11 protein-coding genes and 1 pseudogene are annotated in these 16,742 nt (G+C 41.4%); 5 read left to right on the top strand and 7 right to left on the bottom strand.

What is annotated here, in order from left to right:
- The first annotated feature begins 45 nt into the window (after nt 1-45).
- Nucleotides 46-399 carry a L,D-transpeptidase gene (locus tag EFD62_RS18055; RefSeq protein ID WP_235832619.1) on the top strand — a complete coding sequence of 118 codons (354 nt, stop codon included), beginning with the start codon at nt 46-48 and terminating at the stop codon, nt 397-399.
- A gap of 164 nt (nt 400-563) precedes the next feature.
- On the opposite strand, the gene EFD62_RS09290 is transcribed toward EFD62_RS18055, so the two are convergent.
- Nucleotides 564-1,802: a LysM peptidoglycan-binding domain-containing protein gene (locus EFD62_RS09290; protein WP_069196007.1), complete on the bottom strand. Its 1,239-nt coding sequence runs from the start codon at nt 1,800-1,802 to the stop codon at nt 564-566.
- A gap of 296 nt (nt 1,803-2,098) precedes the next feature.
- On the opposite strand from EFD62_RS09290, the pseudogene EFD62_RS18320 reads away from it, so the two are divergent.
- Nucleotides 2,099-5,541: pseudogene (locus tag EFD62_RS18320) on the top strand (NAD(P)-binding protein).
- 105 nt (nt 5,542-5,646) lie between these two features.
- Here the strand turns inward: EFD62_RS18320 and EFD62_RS09280 are convergent.
- Both EFD62_RS09280 and EFD62_RS09275 read right to left on the bottom strand, forming a co-directional pair.
- A complete protein-coding gene (locus EFD62_RS09280; RefSeq protein WP_069196005.1) occupies nt 5,647-6,270 on the bottom strand; it encodes a DUF47 domain-containing protein in 624 nt (207 codons plus the stop codon).
- Nucleotides 6,271-6,323: 53 nt separating this feature from the next.
- Nucleotides 6,324-7,376 (bottom strand): inorganic phosphate transporter, encoded by a 1,053-nt coding sequence (locus EFD62_RS09275; protein WP_069196004.1) that lies wholly within the window; start codon nt 7,374-7,376, stop codon nt 6,324-6,326.
- 266 nt (nt 7,377-7,642) lie between these two features.
- On the opposite strand from EFD62_RS09275, the gene EFD62_RS09270 reads away from it, so the two are divergent.
- Complete coding sequence (locus EFD62_RS09270; protein ID WP_069196003.1) at nt 7,643-8,215, top strand: N-acetyltransferase; 573 nt, start codon at nt 7,643-7,645, stop codon at nt 8,213-8,215.
- Nucleotides 8,216-8,319: 104 nt separating this feature from the next.
- Here the strand turns inward: EFD62_RS09270 and EFD62_RS09265 are convergent, their stop codons facing one another.
- Nucleotides 8,320-10,047, bottom strand: coding sequence for an ABC transporter ATP-binding protein (locus EFD62_RS09265; protein ID WP_069196002.1), 1,728 nt, complete (start codon nt 10,045-10,047; stop codon nt 8,320-8,322).
- A 585-nt stretch (nt 10,048-10,632) separates the two neighbouring features.
- Between EFD62_RS09265 and EFD62_RS09260 the strand changes: the two genes are divergently transcribed.
- Together EFD62_RS09260 and EFD62_RS09255 are read left to right on the top strand one after the other, a co-directional pair.
- A complete protein-coding gene (locus tag EFD62_RS09260) occupies nt 10,633-11,694 on the top strand; it encodes an AAA family ATPase (RefSeq protein ID WP_128706021.1) in 1,062 nt (353 codons plus the stop codon).
- Between the two features lie 3 nt (nt 11,695-11,697).
- A complete protein-coding gene (locus EFD62_RS09255) occupies nt 11,698-13,503 on the top strand; it encodes a DUF2201 family putative metallopeptidase (RefSeq protein ID WP_128706020.1) in 1,806 nt (601 codons plus the stop codon).
- 109 nt (nt 13,504-13,612) lie between these two features.
- On the opposite strand, the gene EFD62_RS09250 is transcribed toward EFD62_RS09255, so the two are convergent.
- The 3 genes from EFD62_RS09250 to EFD62_RS09240 all read right to left on the bottom strand — a co-directional run bounded on the left by EFD62_RS09250 (nt 13,613) and on the right by EFD62_RS09240 (nt 16,665).
- Entirely contained in the window at nt 13,613-14,191 is a 579-nt protein-coding gene (locus tag EFD62_RS09250) for a DJ-1/PfpI family protein (protein WP_128706019.1), read from the bottom strand.
- Between the two features lie 138 nt (nt 14,192-14,329).
- Complete coding sequence (locus EFD62_RS09245) at nt 14,330-14,542, bottom strand: hypothetical protein (protein WP_235832614.1); 213 nt, start codon at nt 14,540-14,542, stop codon at nt 14,330-14,332.
- Nucleotides 14,543-14,646: 104 nt separating this feature from the next.
- Nucleotides 14,647-16,665: a hypothetical protein gene (locus tag EFD62_RS09240; RefSeq protein ID WP_069195998.1), complete on the bottom strand. Its 2,019-nt coding sequence runs from the start codon at nt 16,663-16,665 to the stop codon at nt 14,647-14,649.
- Between the last annotated feature and the right edge of the window lie 77 nt (nt 16,666-16,742).

Genomic DNA, 16,742 nt, shown 5'->3' with positions numbered 1-16,742 from the left:
GCAAACCCCGGAATAAACCCTAACATTATTTCTGTCGGACAGGTAATCTGTATACCCGCAGCTCCCTCCCCCGTGAGAATTATAATAAGTATAGCTGCTAAAACCCTTTCACTGTATCGTGAAGGAAGACTTGTCAGGTCATATCCTGTAGCAACAGGTAAACCGACAACCCCTACGCCCCGAGGAACATTTACTATAATAAATAAACAGGTTAATCCCGGAGGGCCTTTTGGGACGAGATGGATGGGCCTTTCAGAGCCCCACTACGGTATTCATGGAACCAACAATCCTGCTTCCATAGGAACAGCTGCATCCAATGGATGTGTTAGAATGTACAATGACGATGTTAATGAGCTCTTTAATCAAGTGCCGGTCGGTACAGTAGTAACCATCTACTAAATTATGCTAAAGTAAAGCTCAAGACATCGACTCCCTCCCCTTTTGCCTCTTTCCTTTCACTCCAACAGGCTAAAACAGAAAGAAGGCAGGCTATAATTTTAATAATATAACCTGCCTCAAGCAATACTCTGCTAAATTATCTCCCAATATTTCATATTAACCCATTATTGCACTCCAGCCGCTATTTTTATGCACTGTTGATGGTTTGTATCCAGCTTTCCATCCTTATGCCTTGTACTGTTATAAAAATGTATATCAAAATGTCCGTCAATACCATTGCCTTTAATATAGTCATAATTTGCACCTGCACCATAATCTCCGCTTCTCCATGATGTCCAGACCCCACCGGCAACACTGTCATTTCCTGCATGAGGCATTGCCGTCATGCTGGCAGCAATTTTTCTTCCGTTATATTTGATTATCACAGGTCTTCTTACCCAACTAAAGCCGCCCCATATTTCTTTCATAATGTTGGTGTCCTTTACGGTAAGAGTTTCACAGTCGGCATGGTTCGAACCTGTAGTACGTTTTGCGAAAAATGATTTACCGGTATAAAAATCTACTACTTCAAAGGTGCTTCCCCTTGGAATTACATATTGTGCTTCTGTCCACCAATCCAGTAGTTCCCCGTACTTTGCACCTGGAGTACTTTTTACAGGTACATTATGTACCGGAATTTTTAATTTCTGTCCTATGTTAAGCACCGTCGAAGAATCAATGTTATTTGCTTCCATCAATTCATACGCAGGAATACCAAATTTTTCTGCAACACTCCATGAACTATCACCTTTTTGAACTGTATAATTCGTATAAGTCACATATGGTTTGGTCGGCGAAACAGTTTGAGAATCATTTTGAGTTACCGTAGTTTGTGATGTGCTGGATACAGGTATTTTTATTACCTGACCTATATCAAGGTAGCTTTTGTCATTGGCGCCGTTTAATTTTAACAGCTCCGTAAAATTCACCTTGAATTTCTGGCTTATAGTCCAGTAAGTATCTCCTTTCTGTACAGTATAATTTACTGTACTGGGGAGAATTACTTTATCCCCGACACGAAGCATCGAATTGTCATTAGCATTGTTTAGCGTCAGCACTTCACGAAAATTCAGTCCATACTTCTGGCTTATAGTCCAATAAGTATCCCCGGATTGGACTACATGCACCAACTGGTCTTTGAGCGGAAGTATTATTGTCTGTCCCGGATACAACACTGTATTTTCATTGGCATTGTTTGCTGTCATAAGGCTGGTTGTAGAAATATTATATTTTTGACCTATCTTCCAAAATGTATCGCCGGATTGTACTTTGTAGTCAACATTCTGAGCAAAAGCAAATCCTGTGCTTCCCGTCATGACCCCTATACTCAAAACCCCACAGATTATATTTTTCTTAAATCCCATTAATTGAATCCCCCTTGATTAGTGTATAGTTTGCTTTCACGGATGCTATTAGGTTTACATAAAAAAATTATTCGACTTCCACTAATCAAATCCTTTGTGTAAATTGTGGTAAGCAAACATAAGAAGTTAAAAAATTTAGTTAAAAATTTATCAAATTATGAAGACAAGATCGAATCCCTCAGCTATAATATATAAATGTAGGAAGTACAGGCTCGTTCATTAAAATTCCAATATTTGATTTTAATGCGATAAGATGGCTTGTAAAATTCATGAAATGTATTTTTGAGGTGAAGAAAATGAAAACATTAGAGAGTCATAATCGTATCAAAGTGACTGTTAACGGTCGCGAAATGGAAGTATATGACAACCTCACTATCCTTCAGGCGCTACTTCAGGAGGATATACACATTCCGCATCTCTGCTATGATATCAGGCTTGAAAGATCAAACGGAAACTGCGGACTGTGTGTGGTTACCTTGGGCACCGATGGCGAGAGGGACGTCAAAGCATGTCAGACCCCTATCAAAGAGGGTATGGTAATATGCACCAACAGCCCGAGACTTGAAAATTATAGAAAGATACGCTTAGAGCAGCTTCTTTCCGACCACAATGCGGATTGTGTTGCCCCATGCGTAATGACATGCCCCGCAAACATTGACATTCAATCCTACCTACGCCATGTAGGCAATGGGGATTTTGAAGCTGCGATTCGTGTCATTAAAGAAAAAAATCCTTTCCCTGTTGTATGCGGCCGTGTTTGTCCTCATACCTGTGAGTCCCAATGCCGTCGAAATCTTGTAGATTCACCGGTGGCAATCAACTATGTCAAGCGCTTTGCTGCTGACTGGGATATGGCTCAACCTGAGTCTTGGGCTCCTGTAAAAAATCCTCCAACAGGTAAGAGAATTGCTATAGTGGGAGCCGGTCCTTCCGGTCTTTCTGCTGCATATTATAGTGCTATCAACGGTCACGATGTTACAGTTTTTGAGCGTCAGCCCCATCCGGGAGGAATGATGAGATATGGTATACCCGAATATCGTCTTCCAAAAGCTACTCTTGACAGGGAAATTGACATGATAAAAAATCTTGGAGTAAAGATCATGACGGAGAAGGCTTTAGGAACCCATATCCATCTTGAAAACCTCCACAAGGATTTTGATGCTGTTTATCTTGCAATTGGATCATGGCAAGCAACCCCAATGCATATTGAAGGTGAAAAACTCGAGGGTGTATGGCCCGGTATAAACTACCTTGAACAGGTAACAAAGAATAATGATATCAAGTTAGGTGACAATGTTGTGGTAATCGGAGGCGGAAATACAGCCATCGACTGCGCCCGTACAGCTCTCAGAAAAGGCGCAAAATCTGTAAAGCTTGTATATCGCCGTACCCGCGAAGAAATGCCTGCAGAGCCATACGAAGTGGAAGAAGCTATCCATGAAGGAGTTGAAATGCTCTTCCTGATGGCACCTACAAAGATTATCTTAAAAGACGGTAAAAAGAAACTCATTTGTATCCGGATGCAGCTCGGAGAGCCTGACCGTTCCGGCCGCCGTCGTCCGGTTCCTATTGAAGGAAGCGATATTGAAATTGATGCTGACACAATAATTGGAGCTATAGGTCAAAGCACCAATACCCAGTTCCTTTACAACGACCTTCCGGTAAAACTCAACAAGTGGGGGGATATCGAGGTTAACGGCAAGACTCTGCAGACTTCTGAATACAATATATTTGCCGGAGGCGACTGTGTAACAGGTCCTGCAACGGTAATTCAAGCTGTTGCGGCAGGTCGTCATGCCGCTGAATCCATGGATAGTTTCCTGATGCAGGGTTATGTTAAGGAAGCAAGCGTAGACTACAGTTGTAGCCGTGGCTCCATGGAGGATCTCCCAAAATGGGAATTCCGTGAAATACCAAAAGTTACTCGACTCGTGCATCAATGCCATCCCTCTCTGTAACAGAGCGAAAAACCAACTTTAATGAGGTTGAATTGGGTCTATCTGAAGAAATTGCAAGAAAGGAAGCTCGTCGCTGCCTCAAGTGCGGCTGTAGCGCGCGTTTTACTTGCGACCTGAGAAAAGAAGCAAGCATTCATGGAATTGAATTTGAACAACCTGTCCATGAACGTCCATATATTCCTAAGGTTGATGACCACCCCTTCATTGTACGGGATCATAATAAGTGTATATCCTGCGGTCGTTGTATCGCTGCATGCGCTGAAATTGAAGGCCCAGGGGTTCTCACTTTTTATATGAAAAACGGTCGCCAGCTTGTTGGTACCAAGAGCGGTCTTCCTCTTAAGGAAACAGATTGTGTCAGCTGCGGTCAGTGTGTTACTGCCTGTCCTTGTGCTGCTCTCGATTACCGTCGCGAAAGAGGAAAAGTTGTAAGGGCAATCAACAATCCGAAAAAGACTGTTGTCGGATTTGTTGCGCCGGCGGTTCGCAGTCTTATTTCCAATACCTATGGCGTTTCATATGAGGAAGCATCTCCTTTCATAGCGGGACTGCTTAAAAAGCTTGGTTTTGACAAGGTATTTGACTTTACCTTTGCAGCAGACCTTACTATTGTTGAGGAAACTACAGAGTTCCTTTCAAGGGTAGAAAATAAGGGCGTAATGCCTCAATTTACTTCCTGCTGTCCGGGATGGATCAATTTTGTTGAAAAGAGATATCCCGAAATAATTCCTCACCTGTCCACCTGCAAATCACCGCAGATGATGATGGGTGCTACTGTTAAAAACCACTATGGCAAACTTGCAGGAATAAATAAAGAGGATCTCTTTGTAGTGTCCATAGTTCCATGCCTTGCAAAGAAATATGAAGCTGCCCGTCCGGAGTTTGCCCCAGAAGGCATCCGTGATGTTGACGCAGTTCTTACAACTACAGAAATGCTTGAAATGGTAGAACTTGCGGATATCAAACCTTCGGAAATAGTTCCTCAGGAATTTGATGAGCCTTACAAGCAGGTTTCCGGTGCCGGCATACTCTTTGGTGCTTCCGGTGGTGTAGCTGAAGCTGCTCTTCGTATGGCTGTGGAAAAGCTTACTGGAAATGTGCTCACTGACCACCTTGATTTTGAAGAGATTCGTGGCTTTGAAGGAGTAAAAGAATCCACTGTTGAGGCAAACGGTACAAAAGTCCGTGTTGCAGTTGTTAGCGGCCTGAGCAACGCTGAGCCTATCATCGAGAAAATACTCAACGGAGTTGACGTGGGATACGACCTGATAGAAGTAATGGCGTGCCCCGGAGGATGTATCTGCGGTGCAGGACATCCGGTTCCTGAAAAAGTAGATTCTCTTGAAAAACGCCAGCAAGTACTTGTAAACATAGACAAGGTTTCAAAATACAGAAAATCTCAGGAAAATCCTGACATATTAAGGCTGTATGAAGAATTTTACGGTGAGGCAAATTCACATCTGGCTCACGAGCTTCTGCATACCCATTATAGTCCAAAACATGGCGACAACACCTGCAGTCCTGAACGTAAAAAGTCAACCGCAGCATTTGACGTACAGGAATTTACGATTTGTATGTGTGAGTCCTGTATTCAAAAGGGTGCGGAAGACCTGTATCATGATTTGAGTACAAAAATAAAGATGTTTAAAATGGAGCCGTTTGTTCGGATTAAGACAATCCGTTTAAAAGAAACTCATCCCGGCAAAGGAGTGTACATTGCCCTTAACGGAAAACAGATTGAAGAGCCAATGCTTGGCGGCATGCCAAACAACTTGAAATAAGAGAACTAAAAAATATATAATATAAATGAGGACCGGATAAAACCGATCCTCATTTATATTTATATGCACATTATATAATCGAAATATTATAAAGCCATAGATTATTTACGAATTCTTCATTATAACGTTTTCTATAGCGTCTGCAACATCTTCGCAGGCGTCACAGCACTTTTCAAGATAGTGGAAGGTAGTATCCCATGCCGCAACCTCTTTGAAGTCGTTACAATTGCAATACAAGTCTCTTGTCGCCTCTGTAAAGAGTCTATCTCCCTCTTCTTCAAGATGATTGACATCGATAATTAATTGATGCAAGTTCTGAGACTTTCTGTAATTAATAAACTCACCGAGCGCTTTCTTTAATGAATCACAACACTTGACAACGATTTCAGTCATTTTTATAGCCTGCTCGCGGATGTTTGTAATATTATACATATACATACGCATTACTACATCCTCAATGGCATCGGTCACATTATCTATTGCATCCGTCAATGCCATGATATCTTCTCTCTCAATAGGTGTTATAAATTCTTTTGCAAGCTTTTTGGTCATTACATGTCTTGCTTCATCTCCGCTATGCTCTATAGCATGCATTTCCTTCATTCTTTCCGGCAGTTCCTCTGCCTTGAAGTTATTCATAATATGATTCAATAAGTTTGCCGCCTGGCAAGAATAGTCCACTAACTCTACAAACGTGTCAAAATAATATGAATCTTTTTTTCGTGCCATAATCCAAACCTCTTCCTCAAAAAAAATATTTCATTGCTAGTAATAATCTGGCGTTAAAATAGTCTCATAAACAGCAACGCCATCAAAAAGCCTATCAGTCCGCATCCCGGGAAAGTTAGAATCCATGCGGAAACCATCTCCTTCACCACTCCCCAGTTAACTGAAGATATACGTTTTGCTGCTCCTACACCCATGATAGCCGTTGTCTTAGTATGGGTGGTGCTGACCGGTAAACCAAGAACTGATGCTATAAACAGGCATATTACCCCTGCAAGGTCGGCAGAAAATCCCTGATACTTTTCAAGTTTGACCATATCCATTCCCACAGCCTTAATAATTCGATAGCCGCCAATGGAAGTACCCAGAGCCATAACTACCGAGCAAAGAATAATCAGCCAGTTTGGTATGATAAATTCTGTTACATTCGCCTGTCCTTGGGTTAAAAACATACCCAGCATAAATACACCCATAAATTTCTGTCCGTCCTGTGCACCATGCATAAATGCCATACCCGCACTGGCACAGACTTGAGCATTTTTGAAAAACGAAAAAGTTTTTGCCCGGTTCACCCTTCTGAAAAGCTTCTCAACCAACTTTACTACCGTCCATCCCGCTACAAAACCCAATATCAGGGACAGTGCCAGTCCATAAAGAACGTTAACCCACTCATTAAAATTAATACCACGCAGGCCTTTCTGAAGGGCAATTGCGGCACCGCTTATTCCGGCAATCAGCGCATGGCTTTCGCTGGTCGGAATCCCAAACCACCAGGCAGCTGTCGCCCAAAGCACAATTGCAAAAAGAGCTGCACAAAGTGCTACCAACGCATTGTGAGAATCGCCTCCGAAATCAACCATTTTATAAATGGTCTCTGCTACTTTAGCATTGAGTTTTGACATAACAAAAACACCAAGGAAGTTAAAAAACGATGCCATTATTATAGCCGAACGCGGATTCACCGACCGTGTAGAAACACAAGTGGCGATTGCGTTAGGAGCATCCGTCCATCCATTAACCATTATAACTCCTAATGTAAGAATCGTAGTTATAACTAATGCCGGACTTGATATTAAATGACTTAAAAATTCAGTAAGTGTTACAGTCATATTCCCTCAACTTTCTTTATGTATGTATTTCACTATTTTTTGATAAATAATTATCAATTATTCATCAAACAGTTTTAGCATAGCATATTTTAGTAGGGTTCGCAATAGTCATGTCTATATTCAATATTATATCCTTTTTTATATTGTTGCAAACAAAGGCTTTACCTTGTAAATAATAAAACGTAATGATAGAATTAAACATAAAACAGCCTTTTCGTATACTTTTTGTGAGTTTACAGATAAATATGATAAAGGGAGTTGGAAATATGAACATAAAGCACCTTTCAACAGAAGATGTTTCTGATATATTCAAAAATTCAATGCAATTTGATTTTCCTCAAAATGAAATCAGACCACTAAGTAATATCAAAAAGCTTATGCAGCAAAATTTGTATCCATGTTATGGTCTCTATGTGGATGGTGTTTTAAAGGCATATGCTTTTTTCTGCCACGCCTTGTTAGGTGACTGCTTGCTTCTTGACTACTATGCCGTAACTCAAACAGACAGAAGCAAGGGCTACGGAAGCATATTTTTGAAAAATTTACAGGAAACACTTAATGATTTCTCCGGAATTATAGTCGAATTAGAAAGCATTAATGCAGCCAAAAACGAAACCGAACGGTTAGAAAGGGAGAGAAGGATATCCTTCTATGAGAGAAACGGCATGCAGAAAACCGGTATTTTCAGCAACTTGTTCGACGTGGAATTTGACATATTTTATTTGCCTATAAAGAAGGAATGGGATGACTCCTTTGTTTACAGGGAGCTTGACAAAATCTATGATGCTATATTTCCAAAAGTACTTCGCGGTAAGAAAGTATTTCTGTCTTATAGATAATCCCCTTCTCCTTTTCCTCTTTCATTTCACTAATAGTGGCTAAGTAAAACGGAACTGCACGAAGCAAATAAATTCGTGCAGTTCATTAAATAAGGCAAGTTATGCTATCCTCCGAATTGCACTTCACAAAGATATCTGTATAATCCGCCCTGTTTTACAAGTTCTTCATGCGTACCCGATTCAACAATCTCCCCATCCTTTAGAACAAGGATGTTGTCTGCCTGTTTCACAGTAGATAGCCTGTGGGCTATTACAATAATAGTACGGGTCCCTGCCAGCTCACCAATTGCCTGCTGGATTTCTGCTTCCGTCTCAACATCAACTGATGCAGTTGCTTCATCCAATATCAGAATCGGAGTATTTCTAAGAACCGCTCTAGCAATGGACAGACGCTGTTTTTGACCTCCTGAGAGCTTTACTCCCCTTTCACCTATGACAGTGTCATAACCCTCGGGCAGCTGCATTATAAATTCATGAGCCCTTGCAATTTTCGCCGCCTTCACAATATCTTCAAAGGAAGCTTCCCTCGTTCCATAAGCAATATTGTCAGCCACACTTCCATTGAAAAGAAATATATCCTGTAGCACTATGCTTATCTGACTTCTCAATGAAGCCACTGTTATATCTTTAATATTCATACCGTCAATCTGGATTTCTCCTGAAATCGGGTCATAAAACCTTGCCATCAAGCTGATGATAGTGGTTTTTCCCACTCCGGTCGGACCCACCAACGCTATCATTTGACCGGGCTTCGCGGTAAAGCTTATGTTTTTCAAAACCGGATTTGATGGAATATAGTGAAAATTTATATTTTTAAAGGCTATTTCACCTTTGGAATTTGTAATGGTTCTTGCGCCTTCGCTGTCGACAATATCCGGCTGGGTATCGATAAGCTCAAACACTCTTTCCGCCCCTGCCGTAGCCTGCTGCAAATCCTCTATTACTCTCGCCAAAGTGGTAATAGGTTGATAAAAAAGCCCCAGAAACATTATAAATCCTACAATATCAGCCGTGCTGACATAACCTTTCAAAGCAAACCACCCGCCAAAGGCCACAACAATAACCGTTCCAAGGGAGCTTATCATTTCCACTACGGGATGAAATATTGCACTCACCTTTAAAGCATGAAGTATTGCAGAAGTGTATTTTCTTGCTCTTTTTTCAATACGCTTTTTCTCCCTTGACTGCTGGTTGAAAGCCTGAATCTCCTTGATACCCGAAATATTGTCCTGCATCACTGCATTAAGGTCCCCAAGCTTCCCTTGCGCCTCTCGAAAGTTCGGAAGCACTTTTTTGGTAAAAATTCCGGAACCCAATATCAAAAACGGAATAGGTATAAGGGTAAGCGCCGCAAGCAAAGGATTTATTATAAACAACAGGACGCCGGTACCGACAAGAATAAGTACATTGGTAACAAGGTCCGGAACGGCATGGGCTATTAGTACCTCAAAGGTTGCCGTGTCATTTATTGCTCTCGACATTAGTTGTCCGGTCTGCTTGTCTTGATAGAAACTCAAGGACAGCTTTTGTAGATGTTCGTATACAATTACCCTCATGTCCGCAACCAGTCTCCATGCGGCAACATGGCTGAAATACCGGTACAGATAAGTAAAAAATGCCCTTGCAACGTATGCAGCAGCAAGTATTATTGCAATGTTGCGTATTCTCATCATATCGTTGGGGCCTTCTTTTGACAATATATCAACCAATTCTCTAACTTTCCATGGAGTAACAAGATTGAAGGCTGTAATTGCAAGCAGGCTTATCCCGGCGATTATTAAATATTTCCAATATTGTCGTCCTTGTTTTAGTATTCTGATAAAATTCTTCATAGTGTGCCCCCTCCTCATAAACACGAATGCTTTAAAGACTAAATTTGATATATTATATCAATTGGTGTTTTGAATCTCAATATATTTTTTGCTTTTTGATGATCTAGGGATATTTTCCTATACACTTCCAACCGGAATATTAATACAAACTTGTCCATGATGATTTTATGCCAAACAATCTTTTATAATTTTGTTACAGGTATTGACTGTGAGTCTTATTTTGTATTAATATTATAAGGTAAGATTTAGTAATTGATTAAAATCAAGTGAAAGGAGTGTTGTAAATGAAAAAAACAATATGCTGCGAGGTGCTTTATATATAACTTAATATCGGACCGAAGGCATCTCATTGCTTTTGCGGTCAACCTTTATGAGTATAAGTAACCGTCACTTGATAGTAAGATATATACTGTTTAAGGCTACACGATGGGTTATCGTGTTTTTTTATTGCCAAAAACGTACCGTGGTTACATATCACGGTATTTTTATGCCCTTTTGAGGGCAGCGAAAACAGCTGTCAGTGGTACACAGCTGTCAATAAAGGAATAAAAATATGAAAGATTTATTAGAAAGGAATAATAATATATGAATATATCGATAAACGTAACACAAAGACAATTGTCAGAGTTTCTTTTAAATACCGCAGTAGTAAGGCCGGTCTTCATATGGGGACCTCCCGGCATTGGAAAATCCGCTCTGGTACAGCAGTTTGCCGAATCGCTGGGGCTTGACTGCGTTTCCCTTCTTGGGAGTCAGCTCGCTCCGGAAGATATTATCGGTGTGCCTCAAATCGTTGACGGATTGAGCCGTTTTTGTCCTCCGAAGATGATAGCAAGAAAAGAGCCTTACTGTCTGTTTTTAGATGAATTGAATGCCTGTTCGCAAGAGGTCCAAAAGGCATTTTACAGCCTGATTCATGAGCACAGGGTTGGCGAATATGTGCTTCCCGAGGGTTCTATTGTAATCGGTGCCGGCAACAGGGCGCAGGACAGTGCCATTGTAAAGCCCATGTCATCGGCCTTGATTAACCGTATGTTACATGTACAGCTAAAGGTTTCCCATAGAGATTGGCTGGAATGGGCATCGGCAAACGGAATTCACCCCTATGTCTATGAGTATATAAGCCTGCGTCCCGACCATCTCTGGACAGAGCCACCGAAAACCGAAGAACCCTTCTCCACCCCACGCTCATGGCATATGCTCAGTGACGCATTAAACGAATATGGGGACAGCTTAACCGATGAGGCATTGGAGATATTGGCATATAGCTGCCTGTCACCTCACCATGCAGGCCAGTTCAAGGCTTTTATCAAGCAGATAAAAAACCGCTATCAACTGGCGGCTATTATAGACGGTGAAGAGAGATGGCCGGGCAAACCCGAAGACCGTGATGTTCTCTATTTTCTGTCTCAATCCTTTCGCTCACAGCTTATAAAACAGCTACCTGGCGAAAAAAATGCACTGAATGAAAATCAGAAAATGCTTGCCCATAGAGCAAAAGCATTGATTAAGGAGCTTTCTCTCATCAGCCTTGAGATGGCGCAGATGGTGGTGTCAAAACACGGCGACGATGAAGGATTGCCCAGTTGGTTCATGGTCGATATTGTCCGGGATTTGCCGAGGCTGGTAGAAAGGAAGGAAGATTAGGCTATGGCAAAGAAAAAAGCTTCTTCTCAGAAGGATATTGCTTATGAAAACTATGTTAAAGGATATGAGATTATACAGCAGCATCCGGTTTTTTCTCCCCTTCTCTACCACGTTCGCGATATTCGGAGCAAAGGCAATTTATGCCCGGAAAAGGCATGGGCAGTGATCACCAGAAACGGATACCTCCATGTTCATCCCACTCGCCGGGGTGAACCCATGGAATGGGCTTATGTTATTGCCCATTGCTTGCTCCATTTGGGGCTGGATCATTTTCAGGAAAAGTCCGATCCTATCAAATGGAATATCGCCTGTGACTGTTATATTGCAAGGTTTTTGTACGACATGAAATTGGGGAAACCACCGATGGAAATGCAAAACAGCATTGACTTTCATGTTTCTTCCGAGGAAAAACTATATGCCAATTTTGCAGAAAACGGTGTCCCTCGGTCAATGACCGGCTTTGGCACAGCCGGAGCAAATTGCGGGGATATGATTATGGCATCTGAAAAAATCGATTGGTACGGGCATAAAATCGACTGGGCCGCCTGTTTTGCCCGGGGTCTTTCGATGGCCGTTACCAGTGCTGTTAACGTGGCTGCGGGCAAAGAACCTTTTCTTGGGGCTTCAAAGAAATCCCTGACTCCCGCGGTTATGTCAAAAAACTGGTTTATCAGTAGCTATCCCCTTTTAGGAGCTTTGGCTACAAACTTCACAATAATCGAGGACCCTGTAATTTGTGCCCGGATGGAAGTGTCCGTTGCAGCTGTCAATGCCTATATGAAGGAAATTTATATCAACCCGGCTGCCGGCTTGGATGAATACGAATGCCGCTTTGTAATGGCTCATGAACTGCTGCACGTCGGTTTAAGCCACCATACAAGGCGTCAGGGCCGTGACCCTTTTTTATGGAATGTTGCATGCGATTATGTTATTAACGGATGGCTGGTAGAAATGGGGCTGGGGGAATTACCCAAAATAGGAGCCCTCTATGACCCCGACCTTAAGGGAATGTCGGCCGAAAGCATATATGACCGGATGGTTATGGATATCAGAAAATACAGAAAGCTCTCAACACTGAGGGGAATCGGCCTAGGGGACATGATTGATAAAGGCAATCCCGGATTGTGGTCCGCCAATGACGCAATCACCCTTGACGAATTCTGTCGCCGCTGCTTGCTTCAGGGTCTTTCGTATCATGAGGAGCAAGGCCGGGGTTATATCCCTGCAGGATTGATAGAGGAAATACGGGCATTAAACCAGCCTCCTATCCCTTGGGATGTAGAACTTGCAAAATGGTTCGACAATTATTTTTCTCCGTTGGAAAAAGTGCGTTCCTATGCCCGCCCCAGCCGCCGTCAATCAGCCAGTCCCGATATTCCCCGTCCCCGTTGGGTGCCGGCGGCGGGTGCGGAAGACGGGCGAACCTTCGGTGTCATACTCGATACCTCCGGCTCCATGGATCGGGTATTGCTGGCAAAGGCATTAGGTACTATTGCCAGCTACAGCATTTCACGGGATGTTCCCTATGTAAGGGTGGTCTTCTGTGATGCGGTAGCTTACGACCAGGGTTATATGGCTCCGGAGGCCATAGCCCAAAGAGTAAAGGTAAAAGGCCGCGGCGGAACATTGCTGCAGCCAGGTATTGATCTTTTGGAAAAAGCTGAGGATTTCCCGAAAAACGGACCCCTTTTGATCATTACCGACGGTTATTGTGAGCCTTTGAGGATTCACAGGGAACATGCTTTTTTGATACCGAAAGGCCATAGCCTTCCTTTTCTCCCACGGGGTAAGGTGTTTAGGTTCAGTTGACGGCACAAAACAGGGTTCATATTATCGGATGCATATTGTATTATACAAATAAAAAAATGTGGAAGAAACATTGTCAAACTTTAGTTTCTTCCACATTTTCAACGTCTTTTTATATCTTTATTTCTGCACCGAGCACCTTCAAAAACTTAGCAAGCCACTCAGGATGTGCCGACCAGGCCGGAGCAGTAACCAAATTGCCATCCACATGGGCTTTATCCATATCCAAACTTATGTATTTACCCCCTACAGCTTCAATATCAGGAGCTACTGCCGGGTATGCCGCACATTCTCTGCCTTTTACAACACCGGCAGCTACAAGGACTTGAGGCCCGTGACAAATAGCTGCAATAGGTTTATTCTCCTGGGCAAAATACTTTACAATTTCCAAAACTTTTTTATTCAGCCGTATATACTCTGGAGCACGCCCACCGGGGATAACAAGAGCATCATAACCCCTCTCATCTACCTCGTCAAAGGTTGCATTCAACATGAAATTATGCCCTCTCTTCTCGCTGTAAGTCTGATCGCCTTCAAAATCATGTATGGAAGTGCGAACCACCTCCCCAGCCTTTTTGTCAGGGCAAACGGCATGGACCGTATAACCGGCCATCAAAAGAGCTTGAAATGGAACCATTACTTCATAATCCTCAACATAATCCCCTACCAATATAAGTATCTTCTTTCCCATATTATAGCCTCCTTGTATAAATTTGCTTACAGAATTATTATGACAAAAGGTTGGCTACAATTCCATAAATATCTTATAATTGCAACTATGAACAGCAAACCAATTGCTTTTTATTAAATATGCAAAGAGCTAAAGAACTTAGTGAAAGTTCTTTAGCTCTTCATCTGTTAATGTGTCTACGAAAAGGTTGGGTAGTTCATCCTCGTTGGCACATCCCTGAGCGTAATACCAGTCAAACACCTGTTTTTCAACTTCTTTTGAGCTTACATTTACGCTGTGAGGATATACTGCTACCAGTTTGTTGGTAATCTTGCTTTTCAAACCCACTTTTACAGGTTGATTTTCTGTCATGGCAAAGAATCTACCTTTCAAATAAAATTTGTATTCTTACAATATTAGAATCTCTTAAAACCGCTTCATTTATTCGCAAAAATTATTTTATACTCTCTATAGTGCTATATTTCCTTGTAATTGTAGAATACCTTGCCTCTCTTATTTGCCCATTCAGCCATTGGCTCGGGAATCTTATTTGCATAGTTTTTATCATTGGTATAATAATAGATACAATCATCTCCAATAATAGCAGCATATATATGCTCTTTAGATAAAATATATGAGCAGCAGTTGCTATAACCTCTCAAATAGGACTCACCAGCCTTTACTTCTTCACCGTTCCAAATTTCTTCGGAATAAAACACATATGATGTATGCATAATGAAATCATCATATTTATCGCCAACTAGCTTTTTAAACAATTCATCCTGCTCTTTGGTGTCTACAATGCCGACTTCCAATGCCGTAGGCATTTTAATTTCTATCTCTCCTTTTATATACTCGGAGCCAAATGCCACTCCCATCCCGCAGCCGAAACTATAATCGTCGCAATCTAAATGTAATAGATCGTTTTCAACCCTGAACTTAAACAAAACACCATTGATATTCTCATTATTAGCGTCATCCTTGAAAATAGCTTTTGCAGAACCTTTTTTGATAATGCCGAAGTTCTCAAGCACTCCTGTGTTTAAACCGTTGAATGCATACAGTTCATAATAGATTAGATCATCGAACAATACTTTTATATCTGCTGTAGAACCGCCAAAAAACGCCGACTCTTTTCCGGTCCAGTGGCCCTCAAACTTCTTGCTGTCTGCACTTGGCTGCTGTGGAGGAATAATATCTGCGCCCTCTCTTATCAGATACATCGGGTAAATAACATTATCATTTTTCCAGCATCCCTGTATGTAGTCATCTGTCTTGAATATACCTATGATTTCTCCTTTTTCATTTGTATCTTCGGAAAGATAAATTGTCCGGAAATCTTGCATTTGAATAATATAATCAATATAACCTTCGAGTTTTATGCTTGTTTTATACTCATCATAATAGTAAACTCCTGAAACCTTGCCTTCCGAAATATTAAACTTTGCATGTATCGGTTTATTGCCAATAAAGCCCGCAAACCAACCGTCAGTGGAATTATCCTTTGAAGCGCCCACAACATTCGTACCGGTTATATCGATTATCTGCCACTTGTTAGATTTTTTCGCCAAGTCAAATGTGATAGTCTCGGACCCCAAAGTCACACTAACCTTAGCTGTGTTTCCCTTCTCATCTGCATCATAATATATGCCATCGATTTGCAAATCACTTATCCAATCCTCCGACTTTTCTAACGTTATTTTCCTGTTTGAGATATTCAGTTCGCTTAATCTTTCTAAAACCCCATCAATCTTCTCTTCGTAGCCGTTTAATACATTTAACTTTAAAAACTGGGAAACAACATCCCGGGGATTATCCGGATAATCGTCAAGCTGTATTTTTGCTGAATCAAATACGAAATCTTTACCATTCCACTTATAAAATCTAGATACATAAAAATGAAACACATCATAGCTATACCTGTTTTGAACATATCCATCATAGAAGCCATCATTGTTTGCATCTACCAAGTGGTCATCACCAGCTCCTGTAGCAGATGCACTATATTCTATCTGCCCAATTTCATCTCCATCTATTTCATACAATGCAAATCCCGATAATGCACTTCCATTTGTAAGACTTTCTAAAATATATTTCTGTTTTTTATTTTGCATTTCGACTATTTCCACGCCTGATGTTGCATAGGGGGCTCCTCCAAGCTCTCCTATTTTTTGCAGTTCACCATCAAGGTCTTCTCTTATCACAAAAATCTTAAGTCCGTAATCTGCTTCACATGCAATTAGAAATTCCGTTTTTCCGTCTAAATCAATGTCCTCCTCTATAATTTTCTCCACATCTTTATCAATTCCGAGAAAATCCATATACTTCTTATATCCTGTCTTAGTCTGGGTCGGAAGTATATTCGGAGATTGCTCCGGGCTTTGAGTGTATAATTCATTTTCATTGGGATCTTTCGGTTTGTCGGACGAACAGCCGGTAAGTAGCAAAGCAAACAATATTAAAGCACTAAATATTGAAAGAAAAATTCTTTTCATAACGCACAGCTCCCTCATTGAGAATATTATTCCTTGCGGACTGCCTTCTTGTCATAGACATTAGCTTTCATTTGCCT

It is taken from the genome of Acetivibrio mesophilus, from assembly GCF_004102745.1.
Classification (GTDB): Bacteria; Bacillota; Clostridia; order Acetivibrionales; family Acetivibrionaceae; genus Hungateiclostridium; species Hungateiclostridium mesophilum.
The sequence above is the reverse complement of the archived record's forward strand: the minus strand, read 5'-3'. Positions and strand labels throughout refer to the sequence as shown.